This window comes from Stieleria sp. JC731 (assembly GCF_020966635.1).
Lineage (GTDB): Bacteria > Planctomycetota > Planctomycetia > Pirellulales > Pirellulaceae > Stieleria.
This window is the reverse complement of record NZ_JAJKFQ010000026.1, coordinates 25315-41631: the sequence shown is the minus strand read 5'-3', so window position 1 is coordinate 41631 and position 16317 is coordinate 25315. Positions and strand designations below refer to the sequence as shown.

Sequence of the window (16317 nt, the reverse complement as noted above, 5' to 3'; positions counted from 1 at the left end):
CGATACCAAGCATGCAACCAAGCGAATACATTTCCGCAACTGCAGCGTTAGCACAACTGCTGATCGCGTATCTTGTCTTTCGTTTCATGCGGCAACAGCAGTCTGAATCCTGGTTGCGGGAGTTTGCGAAGATTCACAGTGAGTTCTGGAATGACCCGGTCATGCAAGAAGTGCGACTTTGGATTGCATGCCCGGAGGCATTCAAAGCAGGCCCAAAATCAGCACTCGAAAATCGAAAAGCCATACATGAAAACCCAGAGGCCGTGTCAGTAACACCCGACGATTACGAATTCATCGAAAAGCTAGATCGGTTTTTAAATCTTGTAATACGGATCTTAGCTGTGAACCATGAGGTGGGTGATAAGCACGCACACGGGCTATGGAATGACCTTTACTTAGACTACTGGGCGAAGGGCTTTGTTGCAGCCGATCCTTTACTCAAATGGTACGCTACATCCTTCTACCCAAACCATATTGAACTATTTGAGAACCCTGGCATCAATGGGAAACGTATTGACAAAACCGACACAACAACCAAAGCACCCTAGTCGTGAAATCGGACGTCCGACGTCTTAAAAAATCGGACTTACCAATTACAGCTCGCCATCCGGCGGATTTGGGTCTGCCGAAAAGAAAACTGTCGAACTAATCTATCGATTGATATTGTTTGCCGAGCAAATATTAGCGTCCTTTCACGACGATTTTCCCAAAGGGCGGGCTTAGCGGCTCGCCCTCTTTTCGTTTCCGTTTATCGACGAAGGGTGACAATCCAGAACACACCTGATTGACCGGTGCGTGATCGGCCCGTACGCTGGATGGCAAATCCCCCCATGCCTACTGCAGCAAACATGAGACTATTAGCAACATTATTCGTTCTGGCGAACGCGGGCCTTTTATCGGCGACCAACGAATCCAAGATTGAGTCCTGGCTTGGGCAGGGCAACCTGGATTTCACGAACGTCTTCACGAAGACGTCGGGCTCGGATTCGTACGCTTTCCACGCTGCCGTGGATGGCCTTGGACCGACGATTACCCTGATGCGGCTGTCCCACGTCGAGGGTAACCCAAACGACCGAGCGGTCGGGCAGATTCTAGGAGGCTACAACCCGCAGAGCTGGAATTCGTCCAACAGCTACAACATCACTGCGAACAACGCGGACCGGACGGGGTTCATCTTCAATCTGTCAACAGACACGAAGTTCGACCAGCGGTTGAGCGGCACGTCCTCCGATCCTTTTGAGAACGGTTTTGGTCGATACCAGACTTTCAATTGGGGTGGCAGAGGCCCGGCTTTCGGTGGTGGTCATGACTTGACTTTGGGAAATGACCTGACTCACGGCTACACGCGACAGTTTTCGTATGGTGTGGCGGGTTCGGGCTCTTTAGCAGCTTCTCGATTTGGCGAGAATTTGCTCGGCGATAGTCTCTACAACTCGACCCGAACGATGGCGACTGGCGGCCTCACCGATTTCTCGGTCGATGAGTTTGAGGTCTTCACTTTTGCTCCGGCTTCGCCTCCGACCGGTGCGGGCACTGTTCCGGAGCCCGCGAGCGTTGCCCTGTTTGGCTTGCTTGGGTTGGGTACGATCGCTCGACGTCGTAGATAGAGCTAGTCCAACCGGTCTTTGGACTGCAACAGCAAGCTGAGAGGCGCACGGGGAGAAATCCTGGTCAGCCACTTGGCGTATCAGGGCAGGCTGATGTCGATGCCGTATTGCTCGAAGAGAGCGTTGATTTTCTCGAAGCTGTTGGGATCTCGAAGGTCGAATACTCGATACTCGGTTTCTTCCTTTGATCTCTGGCCTGGGCTAATTCGGATTTGTTGCGATCGTCGAACGTGCTGGCGTTGAACCGTTCCCAAAGCCATTCATGGCGCTTCGTGCCAGTCGACGGACCGAATTGGAGCGGACCGGCCGATTTCCCAACCACGTATTAAACGACTGGTTCGGCCATAGTGGGGCGGTTGCCGAGAATCACTATTTGCAGACGACCGAAGCAGACTTCACCGAAGCGTCTGGCGGTAACGCGGGCGGTAACAAACATGCGATAACCGGCGAATCTGCAAGCAAAGACGATTCGCTAAAACCCAATAAAAAACGGCCAAAGACGCTCGCGTTGAGCAGCTTTGGCCGTATTGAGTACACCCCAGAGGATTCGAACCTCTAACCTTCGGTTCCGTAGACCGATGCTCTATCCAGTTGAGCTAGGGGTGCTTGGGTCATTTGGCCGCCTGGGTTGGCGATCGGGCCAGTCTTTGTCTTTCTGACCTGTCTTGGCCTTGGATGCGAGAGTTTAGCGGAGGTCCGTTCTTTTGCAAGCCGCGTCGGCGCGGTTGTTAATTTTTAGTTTGCAATCGTTCCGAACACCTGTCTCTCGCGGTGTTTGGGACTCTATCGGACGCCCCAAGGTTCGGACTTCACTTTTTATTTTACTCCACCTCACGGACCAAAAATCCAAAGGGTTTTCGACCAATCACTCGCACCCGGCTCCCCGGTTCGATCACCCCTCGATCACTTTTCGCAGGGTATTCCTGACCGTCGGCAGAGGAACAATCGGAAGCTCTGTCCATCCCCGCAAACGTCTCACCCAACCCAATCGTTCCGTATGGCGAAAGCTTTGTCCGAGCAATCGCCTCCGTCCCCATGTTGATCAATGGCATGTCCGCTTCTGAATCATCAGACTCACCGCCCTTGGCTTTTCGTTTGGTGTCGTCGTTCTGGCAATCCGTGCAAAACGCATCACAAGGACAGCTACAAACGAGGATTCCACAACCATCCGAGCCGCAGCCTTCGGACACACAGCCCGCGTCGCCTGCACCGCAACAGGAATCGCATCCGCCAACATCACAGCAACAGTCACAATCGCAAAACCCATGCTGCAATCGCTTTGGCGATAACGATATCCAATGTCGATCAGCACGGGCCTGTTTGTAAGAACTCGAGAATTCTTTCTTAACCCGCGTTTGCTTGTGGCGACCGATCTTGCGGATCAATTGTTTCAGTACCGTTGTTGTCATCGGGTTTGCCACTTCACAACCCTCAGCAACCCGAAACCCAGCAAGCGAACGCCCAGCAATACAGCGCTCTGCAACCCATTGATCAATCTGGAATCCCAATTGGCAGAGTTGCTGCTGCGAATAGTTGAGCGCATCGAAAATCGCGTTTCCATCTGCAAGCGGATTGAAATCGCCGCGTCGCTGATCGGCGTCAAAATCCATTGCACAGTCAAACGCGATCAAAGCCCGGCCGATTTGTTCGCCGGCTTGTCGAAACTGTTGCTGGATCGATTCAGAGTTTGCCAAGTCTGTCGAAGCAGCGATCGCCTTGGCCCCCAGCTCGAAGACTTCAGCAAAGGCCGCACCTGTTGGACCGCAGTATTGCTCCAGTTGTATGGGGCGTTCTTGCCGTTCGAGTTTCAGATGATCTGAAAACAGACCTTGCAGTTTGTCATTGAACTCGGGATCCAACGCAGCAAAAAAGTCCTTCGTTTGATTCCAAGCCGAACGATAAAGCCGACGCAACAGTTTCGCGATAATCGAATTTCGGTCGCGAACGTCATCGTCCAGTTTGGTCTGCACCAAAAGAACCGTGAACGCGAGATCAAATTCCAACATCGCTGTGGGTTCCAATCCCGGAACCGCTTGGCTAGCACATGGAACTGGTGTCTTGGCCAGTGGTGAATGCCGACGTTGCGTTTTGCAGCAAGTCACCATGTCGGATGCCGGAGCCGGAATCAGTTGCAAGTCGACTGCCAAGCAATGAAGCCAGACGGCTTCGTAGCTGACAAAGGGGAGCAGGCGAAAACCGTGGCGATGACGCAAGGAGCTGCAGACTGTCGCATAGACTTGGCGATATCGGCGATCGCACTGATTTCCGCGCAAGAACCCGAACAATGTTTCGTCTCCGAGGCAACCTAAATCGATCGTGGAAATCATAGGACCGTTCCACGGTAGAGCACCAATTCTATGCAAGGTTGAAAGGAACCGCCCAGAGGGCGCGACTGTTGCGTGCTACCGCTTCAATTGCGATTAAACGCGAGCGGCGGTGGGGATGGCTTCTTGAGGAACGCTCTATGAAAGCCGCGTTTATTCAATCGGTAGTCCGCCAAATTGAAAGCGGGGGGGGAGAGGCTCGCGAGACTGGCCGCGGCTGCATCTGACGAAATCGGCAGAGTTTGGCTGACCGTTATGCACGGCGATGGCTCAAGCATTTTGCCGGTCGCCGAAGCGTCTTGAAGGGTGTTAATTGGGGCGGTTTGGCGGTACGATTTCGCCCATGACACCGATGATGAAACAGTACCATGAAGCGAAAGCAGCGTGCGGCGACGCATTGCTTTTGTTTCGCATGGGTGATTTTTACGAGCTATTTCTCGAAGACGCCAAAGCGGCCGCCGATGTTTTGGGGCTGACTTTAACCAGTCGGGACAAGGATAGCGCCAATCCCACGGCTATGGCCGGGTTTCCGCACCACCAGTTGGACGGTTACCTCTGCAAACTGATCCGTGCCGGTTTCCGGGCCGCCGTTTGCGAACAGGTGGAAGACCCAAAGCAGGCTAAAGGTCTGGTCAAACGCGAGATCACTCGTGTGGTCAGTGCAGGGACATTGACCGACGATGGTTTACTAGATCCACGCGAGGCAAATTATTTAGCGGCGGTGGTCTTGCACAATCCGCAGGGCCGCAAACAGGGTGACGAACCGGTTGCCGGGATCGCTTGGGCTGAGCTTTCGAGTGGTCGTTTCTGTGCGGGCGTCTTCCCGGTCGCCAGAATCGAAGACGAGCTCGCACGCATCGGTCCGGCGGAAGTGATCTACCGCGAGGATGATGCGAAATTCTCGCCCGACACCACAGCACCCTGGTCCTGGACCGCACGGCCGGCGTGGAGTTTCGCCGAAGACGCGTCAGCGAAGTCACTTTGCGACCAGTTTCAAGTCGGCTCGTTGGAAGGCTTTGGATTCACCGACGATGACTCCGCTGCCATCCGAGCAGCAGGCGCCGCGTTGACTTATTTGCAAGAAACACAGACGTCGGGACTGGATCACTTTCGCACCATCGCGGCACACCATCGAAGCGGTGTTCTTGAAATCGACGCGTCGACGCGGCGCAGTTTGGAAATCACGCGAACGCTGCGCACCGCATCACGCGAAGGATCATTGGTCGATGCGATCGATTTGACGTGCACCTCGGCAGGGTCTCGCGTTCTTGCGGACTGGATCGCGGCGCCGCTTGTTTCGATCGGACCCATCGAGGCACGACACGATGCGATTGACGAGTTCGTCAAACACGCAAACTTGCGAAGCGATGTTCGTCGAACGTTAAAGCAAACGTTCGACATCACGCGTTTGTTGGCACGTGTCGCGACAGGACGAACCGGACCGCGTGACTTGTTGCAGATCGCACAAACGCTTTCCGGCCTACCAGAACTGAAAGCCAAACTTGCCGGACGTGATCCAAAGCGTTTGCAACAGCTTGAATCGCATCTGCACTTGTGCCCGGAACTTCGCAGCGAACTCGAAAACGCGATATCCGAAGATTGCAAACTGCATGCGTCCGACGGCAATTTCATCAAGCCAGGTTACAACGAAGAGCTTGACGCGTTGCGCAAGTTGGCCGCTGGCGGCAAGCAATGGATTGCCGAGTATCAGCAAAAGCAGATGGATGAAACCGGCATTCCAAATTTGAAAGTCGGCTACAACAAAGTGTTCGGTTACTATCTCGAAGTCACCAACGCTCACAAGGACAAGATTCCCCAGGACTTCATTCGTAAACAGACGTTAAAGAACTGCGAGCGATACATCACGCCGGACTTGAAAGAGTACGAAGAGAAAGTGCTCTCGGCTGACGAGAAAGCGACTTCGCGTGAGCAGCTGATTTACCAAGATTTGGTCGCGTTGACTCACCAACACCTAGTGACCTTAGGTGAAGTCGCTTCGGCGATGGCTGAGCTTGATGTGCTGGCGTCGCTTGCCGAAATCGCCGCGCAACGAAATTGGGTTCGTCCCGAGATGACCGATGATTCGGTCCTACGTATCGAAGGCGGACGCCACCCTGTGTTGGATGTCACGTTGCCACAAGGCGAGTTTGTTCCCAACGACTGCATCCAGTCTCCTGAAACTGGCATGATCTTGTTGATTACCGGGCCCAACATGGCCGGTAAAAGTACTTACATTCGACAAGTCGCATTGATCACTTTGTTGGCTCAGGCCGGTTCGTATGTCCCGGCGAAAGCGGCGACGATCGGGATTGCCGATCGGATCTTCGCACGTGTCGGCGCGAGTGACGAACTGAGTCGTGGACAGAGTACGTTCATGGTGGAGATGGTCGAGACGGCGCGGATTCTGAATACCGCAACATCGCGATCTTTGGTGATCTTGGATGAAATCGGACGAGGTACCAGCACCTATGATGGTTTGTCGCTTGCGTGGGCCATCACCGAGCATTTGCATGAGCAGATCGGCTGCCGAACTTTGTTTGCAACTCACTACCACGAGTTGACTCAGCTTCAAGACACGTTGCCTCATGTTGCGAACTTGAATGTGGCGGTCAAAGAGTGGAACGACGAAGTTGTGTTCTTGCATCGAATCGTTCCCGGTGGTGCGGACAAGAGCTACGGCATCCATGTGGCTCGCTTAGCAGGTGTCCCGGCAGCAGTAAACGAACGGGCCAAGCAGGTGCTTAGCCAACTGGAAGCCGATCACCTCGATTCCTTGAACCGTCCCACCATTGCGCCGCCTCAAGGACATGAGAGTATCGCAAGTGGGGCGTATCAGTTGACGTTGTTTGGGTTTGCGGACCATCCGGTATTAACGCAGATCAGCAAGTTGGACTTGAATCAAATGACACCGGTCGACGCGATCGCATTTTTACAGCAGGCCAAAAAACAAATCGAAAGCCATCCGACGTTACGTTAGTGTTAAGGACGTTGGGGATTCTTTTTTGAAACCGTGGCAAGCACCAAAACGGCTCATTGGGGTCTATACGACTGAGCCGCAACGCGCTAGCGTCGGTTGTTTGACCAGCTCTGCAGCAACACTCAACCGTGGCAAACACAAAAACGGCTCATTGGGTTAGTCCTACCGAGCCGCAAACGCACTAGCGTCGGTTGTTTGACCAGATCTGCAGCAACACTCAACCGTGGCAAACACAAAAACGGCCCATTGGGTTAGTCCTACTGAGCCGCAAACGCGCTAGCGTCGGTTTCTCGACCAGCTCTGCACCAACACCCAACCGTGGCTAGCGCCAAAACGGCTCAGGAGGTTTCGCACTACTGAGCCACAACGCGTTAGCGTCGGTTTCTCGACCAGCTCTGCACCAACACCCAACCGTGGCTAGCGCCAAAACGGCTCAGGAGGTTTCGCACTACTGAGCCGCAACGCGTTAGCGTCGGTTGTTTGACCAGATCTGCAGCAACACTCAACCGTGGCTAACGCCAAAACAGCTCATTGGGTCGCCACTACTGAGCCGCAACGCGCTAGCGTCGGTTTCTTGGCCAGCTCTGCAGCAACACTCAACCGCGGCTAGCGCCAAAGCGGCTCATTGGGTTGATACAACTGAGCCGCAACGCGTTAGCGTCGGTTGTTTGACCAGTTCTGCAGCAACACTCAACCGTGGCTAACGCCAAAACGGCTCGTGTGGATTCGTATTGGACTCTCTCATGGCGTCCCTCTCTTCTGGGTGCTTTCGCCGTTCCAAGTGATTGGTGTTCCTCCGGGAGCCGCGTAAACAGCTGAAACTCGAAATTTTGTAGAAAATTTTGAATGGGTAGGAAACCAATGAGGAATGCCGTGGTTTCAAACATCGTAAGCTAATCACTCGTGCAGTCTGGTCTGACTGATGCGGGCGTTGGCCGTGATGAACCAGATCGCCAGTTGATGGAACTTGCGACCGTCGTTCACGCAAAGACTCTCCCCTCTTTTCTGTTCCAAATCCTGGGAATTTGAACCAATGAAGATGAAGCAGATTTCGATGGCGCTCCTCTGTGCAGCCATCCTTTCGATGATCGCTACCGACGCATCAGCCCAACGCGGTGGACGTGGTGGCGGCCGCGGTGGATTTCCCGGTGGCGGATTTGGCGGTCCTGGTGGGCCCGGCGGTTTCGGTGGTTTTGGCGGTGGCAGCGTACTTGGATTGCTGCGCATTGACGAAGTCAAAGAAGAGATCGACCTGCTTCCAGATCAAGAGGAAGCTGTCGGCAAGATCGAAGAAGGACGTCCTCGCATGGAACGTCCCGAACGAGGCGCTGACGTGGATCGCGACGCAATGCGTGAGCAATTCGAAAAGTTCCGCGAAGAAATGACCGCGTTCGACAAGAAGGCGACCGAGCAACTCGAAGAAGTTCTCGACCCAATGCAATTGGAGCGTCTGCAACAAATCGAAGTCCAAACGATGGGCATCCGTGCTCTGCAAATCGATCGCGTCGCAACCGCACTGAAGTTGTCAGATGCGGACAAGAAAAAGATTGAAGAGACCATTCAGTCCGGAACACAAGACATGATGTCCAGCATGCGTGAAATGTTCCAATCGGGTGATCGTGAGGGTATCCGTGAAAAAATGGAATCGGCTCGCAAAGAGTTGGAAGACAAAGTCATGGGCAATTTGACGAGTGAGCAAAAGAAAGAGTTCGAAGAACTGAAAGGCAAACCCTTTGAAATGCCAGAACGTGGAGGCTTCGGTCGCGGTGGACGCGGCGGTCCTGGTGGCCAACAAGGCGGCCCCGGCGGACGTGGCGGTCGGCCACGCGGTGAAGGCCGTCCAGACGCCGAGTGATTGAAGCGTTAAAGAAGACTGCGTTGTAGTCGCCAACAAGGTGATTCGCCGCACGAACGTTGACTGCAGCGCAGCGCTCCGCTGCGGACGACCAGGGACAGGATTATCCATCGGATGCCTGTCCCGTTTTTTATGCGCCAAAGGGTAGTCGTCGCCTTTGCCTACTGAGCCGCAAACGCGTTAGCGTCGGTTTCTTGACCAGCTCTGTAGCAACGCTCAACCGCGGCTAACGCCAAAACGGCTCATTGGGTTAGAACTACTGAGCCGCAACGCGTTAGCGTCGGTTGTTTGACCAGCTCTGTAGCAACACCCAACCGTGGCTAGCGCCAAAACGGCTCATTGGGTTGGTACAACTGAGCCGCAAACGCGCTAGCGTCGGTTTCTTGAACGGGTCTGTAGCAACACCCAACCGTGGCTAGCGCCAAAACGGCTCATTGGGTTAGTCCTACTGAGCCGCAAACGCCCTAGCGTCGGTTTCTCGTTTCACTGATCACCAATCCAATCTGCTGCCGAAATCCTTTCGACTTCGTGGTGCAACCGGACGGGGGGGCGTGTTTTGTGTCTTTGCCACAACACATTGTGCTGAATTCTTGCGAATTGCGGAGTAAACTAAGACGCGAGTCTCATCCTTTCCCCCGAACCAATTCTGTCCCATGCTGTTCGTCGCTCCTTGGATCGCATTAATCGTCGTTTCGATCATCGCGGTTCCTGTCGCAGCCAAGCTTGCTCCGACAGCTTCCGCTCCGGCACCTAGCAACAACAATCCAGAAGAATTCAGCGAAGGCGACGCAGCCGTTGTGGGAGACGATTTTGGTGCCGCACCCGTGGAAGGCGAAATGATGGGCGATGACGCCTTCGCCGACTTCCAGTAACGGCGATGTGATGGATCGTCACGCTTCAACGCCCTTGAGGGATACGGTCCTTTGTTGAAGTCTGTTTCATTGGCCGATTCAAGCCTGTGATTGGTGCAGGCATCTGATCCCAAAACCGTTCGTTTCTTGGTCGCGCACGCTTTGTGCTGTCTGAAACCATTCACGAACGTTGTCCCTCATTCGTCTTGCCCCTGTGCATTTGACGACCAATCCTGAAGCAGGGACGCGGCTACTTCGGCTGACGTCGTTTTGGCGACCATTCAGCGACCTCTAAAGGAATGTTCAACTCCACAGCCATTCACAAAATGCGTGTCGGCATCACGGTTCTGACCGTGACCTGCTTGATTGCGATCTGTGGTTATGTTGTTGCCGGTTGGAGCTACGTCGATGCACTGTACATGGTCGTGATCACCATCTTCGGTGTCGGCTATGGCGAAGTTCATCCGGTCGATTCACCGGCGCTGAAGCTTTTCACCGCATCCCTAATTGTGGCAGGCTGTAGCTCAGCCATTTACGTCTTGGGTGCGTTCATCCAGATGATTACTGAAGACGAAGTTCTACGCGCGATCGGGGAGCATCGCATGAGCCTTGGGATCAAGGAAACCAACGGTCACGTGATCGTCTGTGGGTACGGACGAGTCGGCCAGAATCTTGTCAAAGAGTTGCGACATCTCGGTGTCGACTTTGTGGTAATCGATCGAGACCTCCAGCGGCTCAACGAAGCCGAACGTGAAGGGCATCTAGTGATTTGCGGTGACGCGTCTTGTGAAGAGACGTTGGTGTCGGCCGGGATCGACCGCGCCAGTGCTTTCGCGGCAGTCTTGCCAAGTGACGCCGAAAATGTTTTCGCGACATTGACCGCGAGAGAGCTGAACGAATCGATCGAGATTGTTGCTCGCTGCGAAACGGAATCTACCGAACGCAAACTCTATCGAAGTGGTGCGACCCGTGTTGTGCTTCCGACCATGATCGGTGCTTCGCGAATCGCCCACTTGATCACTTGTCCGACGATCGAATCGATCGTGGACGATTCACGTTCGCTGTATCGTTTGCATCAAGATCTAAAGATTTTCGGTTTGGACCTGCTGGAAATCCCAATCGATGGAACCTCTGTCTTCCTAAACCGTTCTGTGCGTCAAATCGAAGGCAGCGGTGATGGCGGCAACGTCATTGTCGCGATCCGATGTGCTGATGGCGACATCGTTCGCAACCCGCAGGCCGACCGTCGTATCGTCTCGGGTGATCACCTGATCGTCCTGTCGCATCGCGAAGACTTAGCCAAGCTGCATCAGAACGCGTCGGTTCACGAGATCGCTTCCTCGGCGTGAAAAATCTTCTTCACGCGATGACAATTCTTCTGCCGGAATTCCGTCGGCATTCAGTAGATAAGCGGATTCGCCGAACTAGTGCCCGTTGATTTGGCCAAGATTGCCTTAGATCCCAAGGCTCGCAGAAGCTTTGCGGATGGGAATCGGTGTGAAACAAAAAGTTTCGAGTTTCACGCGGTGTTGTGGCTGATCGTTCGGCATCGATCTTGCATCTGAAGTCTCATCGTTGATAAGCAAAAAGTAAACGCACGATAGAGATGAGTGAAAGATGCGCGATATTCAAAGATTCACGGGGCGCCCCCGTCCTGTTTCAACTGTCATCAAGTTGTCTGCTTTTGTGGTCGTTTCGGCAACACTTGCCGGGACCTCACATGGACAAACACAAGCCGGTGCTCGCACGGCGTCTTCGCGAATGCAGTCGATCGGTTCCAGCGGGTTGCTCGAAGCGTATCGGTCTCAGGTGCAGCCTCAAGCGAATCAGCCGCGACAAAGTCTAGGTATGCAATCGAATGCGACTTCGGCCAGTTACCCGGCAGCCAGTTACCAAGCGGCGGGCTACCGAGGTGAGGTCGTCCCGACCAATGCTTTGCGTGATTCGGCGGTAGATCAAAACGCGTTCAACAGACCGGCTTCATCGGTTCAGCAGACCGTCTGGATGCAGCAGATGGAGGCACCACCGTTTAACAACTCGGCCGGCGGGAACACAGCTGGTGGCGGTATCTCCCTTCCCAGCATGGGGCTTCCATCGAATTCGATGCCCAATGATCCCGTGGCACCTGGAATGGCACAGGACAACATTCCTGAAAGTGCGCCTTACACCGAAACGGCACCGCGAGCGTTGCCATCACCAGGACCATCGTCTGCATTGACAAACACGATTACTCCATCGCCATCGGATTTGGTGCCGATGGAAGCTCCTGCGCTGCAGTCCAATGGCTACGCGCGGATGGACAACTGCGCATTGATCACGCCGCCAAGCCAGTATCAATACATGGCCGCGAGCGTCTATGGAGGCGGGTGCGGAACGGTCGCACCGATGGGTTACGCAGCCGTGGCACCTGTTTCTTTGCCACCCGAAGTCGCCGCGCCGGTCGCGATGCCACCCGCAGCTGTGACCGCGCCTGTGGTGGGAACTCCTCTCGGGGCCCCAGCAACGGCAGCCCCGGCGCGAGCATTGATTTCGCTTGGGCAAGATCGCTACATGGTCCAGGTTGGTCAGGGGCTTTGGGGACAGCCAGTGGCGTATGTTCCAGGGCAAGGGCTGCGGAACTGGTTGCGATACCTTTCGCCGTAGTGACGTTGGTCACGGCGAGTAGAGATAGAAGGATTTTGCGGCTGTGGCAGCGACAAAGGATCCCTGTACAAAAACAATCCACCGAGTCGACTTGCAAGGAGCCAACCGACCCGATACATTTCTGCACCACTGACGAGCGAACCCAACAGCAGTTGAGTGACTCTTCAGTAGAACCAAGCGGATGTGGCGGAACTGGCAGACGCGCTAGATTCAGGTTCTAGTCCTCGATAAGAGGGTGGAGGTTCAAATCCTCTCATCCGCACTCGTAAATAACGGGCTTTTCGGCATCGTACCGAAGAGCCCGTTTTTCGTTGGCACACCCGCTGGCACACCGAATGACGCGGCCTCGTAGTCATCTTCTGGTAACAAAGCAGAATCGCCCACGCGAATCGTTGCACCGACACAGGTAAGCAAACCACCTGCGAGCCAGTAGGCTGAAGGTGTCTGTCTGCTAATCTACCACGAAGCCCAAAAAGCCTTATCCAGAGTTCCCCTTGTTCTCCTACTCCATGGTCATTGGGGAAAGGAATTCAATAGGAAGCAATACTTGTGCGGCGCGAGGTACGACAGGATTGGTATATCAGGCCACGTATCGCCGTCGGCACTTTGGAAAGCAATTCATCAAACAGGGCCTGTTGCGTACAGTCGCTCGCGTTTGCGACGGACAACAATTGCGGAGCAGCCAAGGAACAACGCAAAGCACGAAGTCGGTTCGGGTATGGCAGTGATTGTAACCGTGAATGAGCCAGAGTTGTTCGACGGGAACAGGTCATTGATTCCCAAATAGAGTCGACCTGCTTCGGTAGAGGTAAAACTGAATTCACCATCACCGATTAGCATCAAGTCTTGGGGAGCTATACCAATTCCGTCTAAGCCAAGTGTGTCTGGATCGCGAGGTTGAAATTTTGAGAACGATGCGGTCGTTGATGAAACAAACGCACCGATGAGCGCCCCCGTATCGGAAAGGCTGTCGCCAACTGGTCTCGGGATCGTCAATACTCCAGAATCGACGAACTGCTGTTCGAGAGGGGTGTAGGTTTGCTGCAATACAGAAATGTTATCAACCGTGATTGCCACACCACCGGGGCCGTTACTTGGAAATTCGGGTCCGATCCTTATCGTTCCCGTCGCGGAAATCAGAATCGTCTGATTCGGACCTGAAAAGTCCCAACCAAGTACCATGTCTCCGCCGCCTTCGGATACGTCGTCGTCGTATCTTCCGAATCCTCCAGTCGCCCCCGCTGAGACCACCACATCTGCCGGGCACATTTCGCTCCAGATCAGTGTAAGGATTACAAGACAGGAGATCGTAGAAAAACGCATTGGGCTTGATTCTCCGGACAGCAATACAGGGGCGAAACGATCACGCGATTGACAGAAAGCTCGACAGTATAGTCCGAATCGACTCTTGAACCCGGGAACCTGCCAGCCTACCCAATACACAGCAATACCTAAGCGGTGTCATCACCGAATACGTTTTTCTAAGTCAGAGAGTTTCACCATCGGCTCCATCGCTCAAATTGGTAGGCTGCGCCAGCTACAAATATTCACACGACGTCCAATATTCATTGGTTATCTTCCGCTAGACAGCGATCGTTTCTCAAGAGAATCGGCTTCCGCCTGAATTCTGTCGGCCGCATCCGTTTCACCAAGGCTCCGGAGATGAGCCGACGACAAAAGCAGTCTAGCAACCGTGTGAAGTGATTCTGCATTACGCACGAGATTGGGGTCGGGCGTACCATTGATGCTCTCGAGTTCCATCATTCGTTTAGCGATACCCTTAATTCGACCGATGAGTTCAGGCTCGAGTCCGGATAATTCAGTTTGCAGCAAAGACGCAGCAATTTGTATTCGCAATTGACGTGCGTCCAGATTGACCTTTTCGAAACGTTGCTTGATCTCTTGGCGTTGAGCTTGCACTTTCTGCATGTCCTTCTGCATCAAAGCACGCGACTGCGCCTCCGGCAATTTCGAGTCACGAACTCTTGCCGAGGCGCCATCTACACTCTCTTTAAGGCCAATTAGTTGGTCGTAGTAAGCCGCAATGACTGTCCCTGTTCTTTCAAGGTCCAATAACAACGAAGGCACCTTTCGGAACTTTCCGGAATTCTGCTTTGCGAGTTTGACCGCTTGTTTTTGGCTTTCCAGGGAAAGCGAATCCATCGCAATGCCGAAGTAACCGGCATCAGTCCGTATCACCAGTTTGTCGCTATCCAGATTCACAAACTTCGCTCTGATGTTTTTCCCTTCTGAATTCGTCCAGGAGGAAATCGGATCACTCACGGTCGCGGAAGAGGGGCCCTGTCCAAACACGGACGACATACTGAGGAACACCACGCATGCCGCAGCGAGAATAGACTTACCGGAATGAGTAGTCGTCTTTGACATAACAAATCGAAAACGGGTGTTGCGAGCGAAGATGTTCAGAACAGCTCGTCGAGGATTGACGCAAAGCTAGGCATTGTATTCGAAAATGGTTGTGCGATTTTGAGTATGACACGAGCGTTCTCCGAATTGCCGCCACGCAGCAATATCTCAGGACATGCTGTGGCGAGCTTTTCATCACCGCCAAGCCCTCGCGCGAGTTCGCTCGTTTGTGTGATGTCACCCACCGGTGCGTTTCGCTATTCACCGTGTTAGGTCGGGTTGATTGCTATCCAGAATTGATCGAGCAAACTGAGTGATACTCGCCTTGGGATGTCCTGAAGCCATCAACTGGAGAATTTCCTTAGCGCGGCTGGTCTTGAAGCTGTCCAGCAATAGCAGGGACATCGCCGTGCGCTCGTTCTCTTCCGTCCAGTAGATGGAGGATGATCCTCTAAATCTGTCGTCAGGTCCGCATTGGACGACGAACCTTGGCTTATCTTCACCGTCTGCCTCAACAACGGTGACCACTTTGTATCGTCGCCTAAGTGCTGACTGACTGGAAGTCAACGGTGTGAGAGTGATGAGATCGACGAGTCGATGTCGGGCAGGGTAGCTTTGGAATTGTTCACGCGCGAGCAATGACTCAATCTCTTCGAGCTCCCATACACGATTAAAGATGTGAAGTTTGTTGAAGGCGTCTCGCCATCGTGTTTCATCATCGCTGGCTAACTGTTCAAGCAGTAACTCAAATTGCTCTGGCGACATCTCTGCGGGGTGTAATTTCTCGCCAATGAATTGTGTTGCCGCATCCGGTTCTTTCGTCAAGCGGATCATCGCGTACGCGGGCGATACATGAGATTGGACAAGGGATTGGAGAATGGTTTGCGTTGGCGGAATCTTCAGCAGCTCAAAATTGCCACCTACAGGGAGATCATCCCACAGATTGGAGAGGCTTTCGCGTGCACTCGGATTCTTGCGTTCGTTGATCAATGCTTGAGCAAGCTTCGTCAACATCGCTTTTGGATGCCCCGAGGCCACGGTCATTATGATTTCGCCGGATTCCCTGGTATCGAAGCTCGCGAGCAACAGCAATGACTTCATGAGCCGCATTGTCTCAGTGGTAAATCCTTCGTCTCGTGAGACTCCTCGATATGCTTCGATCGTCTTTCCCGAACCATCACCAACGTGCACTTTGAATGTCAGCCGAAGGCCGTCCTCGTGAGTGACAATGGTAAGTTCCTCATTGCGACCGTTTGTCAGTGATACGTTAAACCCCACGTCTTCAGCGGGGAGGGCAAATAGAAAGTCAGCGAATCGATTGCGTGCGGGATAGTCGCTAAGTTGCGGCAACTTGAAGATTTTCTCGACGTCCATAAACAGGCGAGGGTCACAAGCCAGCAATCTTTCGTAGGCAGGTCTCCACTCCGCTTCGTCGGCGCTGCCTAATGCGGAAAGGACAGTAAGTAGCTCTTTCTGAGTCATGGCAACAGGTTTGACCTTTCCTGCCAGGAATTCCGTCGCCAATTGTGGCTCTTTGGCGAACTGTATCAGCGTTCGCGCGGCCGTTAACCTATTCTCCGTAGAGTTCGAATAGCTCGGCAAGAGATGGTCCCATAGAGTTGACATCTCATTCGCGGTCGGCGAAGAGTGGCGAGAATGCTGGGACTTCGCCAAAGCCAATGCCTGGTCTTGG

General features: G+C 53.7%; 12 protein-coding genes and 2 tRNA genes. 9 read left to right on the top strand and 5 right to left on the bottom strand.

The features are described 5' to 3' along the window. Window positions 1-11 precede the first annotated feature (11 nt). The 3 genes from LOC67_RS22950 (at window position 12) to LOC67_RS22940 (ending at window position 2166) form a co-directional block, all read left to right on the top strand. Entirely contained in the window at window positions 12-548 is a 537-nt protein-coding gene (locus tag LOC67_RS22950; RefSeq protein WP_230265174.1) for a hypothetical protein, read from the top strand. A 282-nt stretch (window positions 549-830) separates the two neighbouring features. Continuing rightward, a complete protein-coding gene (locus LOC67_RS22945; protein WP_230265173.1) occupies window positions 831-1607 on the top strand; it encodes a PEP_CTERM-anchored TLD domain-containing protein in 777 nt (258 codons plus the stop codon). Window positions 1608-1869: 262 nt separating this feature from the next. After that, window positions 1870-2166 carry a hypothetical protein gene (locus LOC67_RS22940; RefSeq protein ID WP_230265172.1) on the top strand — a complete coding sequence of 99 codons (297 nt, stop codon included), beginning with the start codon at window positions 1870-1872 and terminating at the stop codon, window positions 2164-2166. On the opposite strand, the gene LOC67_RS22935 is transcribed toward LOC67_RS22940, so the two are convergent. Together LOC67_RS22935 and LOC67_RS22930 are read right to left on the bottom strand one after the other, a co-directional pair. Then, a tRNA-Arg gene (locus LOC67_RS22935) sits at window positions 2140-2213 on the bottom strand. The two genes, LOC67_RS22940 and LOC67_RS22935, sit on opposite strands and share 27 nt — an antisense overlap. 215 nt (window positions 2214-2428) lie before the next feature. Further along, the gene (locus LOC67_RS22930; protein ID WP_230265171.1) at window positions 2429-3934 is read right to left on the bottom strand and encodes a DUF5685 family protein; all 1506 of its coding nucleotides are present in this window, start codon (window positions 3932-3934) and stop codon (window positions 2429-2431) included. Window positions 3935-4274: 340 nt separating this feature from the next. On the opposite strand from LOC67_RS22930, the gene mutS reads away from it, so the two are divergent. From mutS to LOC67_RS22900, 6 genes are all read left to right on the top strand, one after another. Then, the gene (gene mutS / locus LOC67_RS22925; RefSeq protein WP_230265170.1) at window positions 4275-6908 is read left to right on the top strand and encodes a DNA mismatch repair protein MutS; all 2634 of its coding nucleotides are present in this window, start codon (window positions 4275-4277) and stop codon (window positions 6906-6908) included. Between the two features lie 1039 nt (window positions 6909-7947). Next, complete coding sequence (locus LOC67_RS22920; RefSeq protein ID WP_230265169.1) at window positions 7948-8763, top strand: hypothetical protein; 816 nt, start codon at window positions 7948-7950, stop codon at window positions 8761-8763. 653 nt (window positions 8764-9416) lie between these two features. Next, on the top strand, window positions 9417-9635 hold the full coding sequence (locus LOC67_RS22915) for a hypothetical protein (protein ID WP_230265168.1): 219 nt from the start codon (window positions 9417-9419) through the stop codon (window positions 9633-9635). A 278-nt stretch (window positions 9636-9913) separates the two neighbouring features. Then, window positions 9914-10963 (top strand): potassium channel family protein, encoded by a 1050-nt coding sequence (locus LOC67_RS22910; RefSeq protein WP_230265167.1) that lies wholly within the window; start codon window positions 9914-9916, stop codon window positions 10961-10963. 325 nt (window positions 10964-11288) lie between these two features. Then, window positions 11289-12257 carry a hypothetical protein gene (locus LOC67_RS22905; protein ID WP_230265166.1) on the top strand — a complete coding sequence of 323 codons (969 nt, stop codon included), beginning with the start codon at window positions 11289-11291 and terminating at the stop codon, window positions 12255-12257. Between the two features lie 177 nt (window positions 12258-12434). After that, window positions 12435-12519 (top strand) — tRNA-Leu (locus LOC67_RS22900). Between the two features lie 359 nt (window positions 12520-12878). Here the strand turns inward: LOC67_RS22900 and LOC67_RS22895 are convergent. The 3 genes from LOC67_RS22895 to LOC67_RS22885 all read right to left on the bottom strand — a co-directional run bounded on the left by LOC67_RS22895 (window position 12879) and on the right by LOC67_RS22885 (window position 16106). Beyond that, the gene (locus LOC67_RS22895; protein WP_230265165.1) at window positions 12879-13580 is read right to left on the bottom strand and encodes a PEP-CTERM sorting domain-containing protein; all 702 of its coding nucleotides are present in this window, start codon (window positions 13578-13580) and stop codon (window positions 12879-12881) included. A gap of 249 nt (window positions 13581-13829) precedes the next feature. Continuing rightward, window positions 13830-14645, bottom strand: coding sequence for a hypothetical protein (locus tag LOC67_RS22890; protein ID WP_230265164.1), 816 nt, complete (start codon window positions 14643-14645; stop codon window positions 13830-13832). A gap of 240 nt (window positions 14646-14885) precedes the next feature. After that, window positions 14886-16106, bottom strand: a complete 1221-nt coding sequence (locus LOC67_RS22885; RefSeq protein WP_230265163.1) for a hypothetical protein — start codon at window positions 16104-16106, stop codon at window positions 14886-14888. Window positions 16107-16317 lie beyond the last annotated feature (211 nt).

What these genes read in the sequence shown, in the direction of transcription:
- LOC67_RS22895 (WP_230265165.1), bottom strand. Translation starts at nt 13,580, where the DNA reads ATGCGTTTTTCTACGATCTCCTGTCTTGTAATCCTTACACTGATCTGG.
- LOC67_RS22915 (WP_230265168.1), top strand. Translation starts at nt 9,417, where the DNA reads ATGCTGTTCGTCGCTCCTTGGATCGCATTAATCGTCGTTTCGATCATC.
- LOC67_RS22910 (WP_230265167.1), top strand. Translation starts at nt 9,914, where the DNA reads ATGTTCAACTCCACAGCCATTCACAAAATGCGTGTCGGCATCACGGTT.
- LOC67_RS22950 (WP_230265174.1), top strand. Translation starts at nt 12, where the DNA reads ATGCAACCAAGCGAATACATTTCCGCAACTGCAGCGTTAGCACAACTG.
- LOC67_RS22885 (WP_230265163.1), bottom strand. Translation starts at nt 16,106, where the DNA reads ATGACTCAGAAAGAGCTACTTACTGTCCTTTCCGCATTAGGCAGCGCC.
- LOC67_RS22920 (WP_230265169.1), top strand. Translation starts at nt 7,948, where the DNA reads ATGAAGCAGATTTCGATGGCGCTCCTCTGTGCAGCCATCCTTTCGATG.
- LOC67_RS22940 (WP_230265172.1), top strand. Translation starts at nt 1,870, where the DNA reads ATGGCGCTTCGTGCCAGTCGACGGACCGAATTGGAGCGGACCGGCCGA.
- LOC67_RS22930 (WP_230265171.1), bottom strand. Translation starts at nt 3,934, where the DNA reads ATGATTTCCACGATCGATTTAGGTTGCCTCGGAGACGAAACATTGTTC.
- LOC67_RS22945 (WP_230265173.1), top strand. Translation starts at nt 831, where the DNA reads ATGCCTACTGCAGCAAACATGAGACTATTAGCAACATTATTCGTTCTG.
- mutS (WP_230265170.1), top strand. Translation starts at nt 4,275, where the DNA reads ATGACACCGATGATGAAACAGTACCATGAAGCGAAAGCAGCGTGCGGC.
- LOC67_RS22890 (WP_230265164.1), bottom strand. Translation starts at nt 14,645, where the DNA reads ATGTCAAAGACGACTACTCATTCCGGTAAGTCTATTCTCGCTGCGGCA.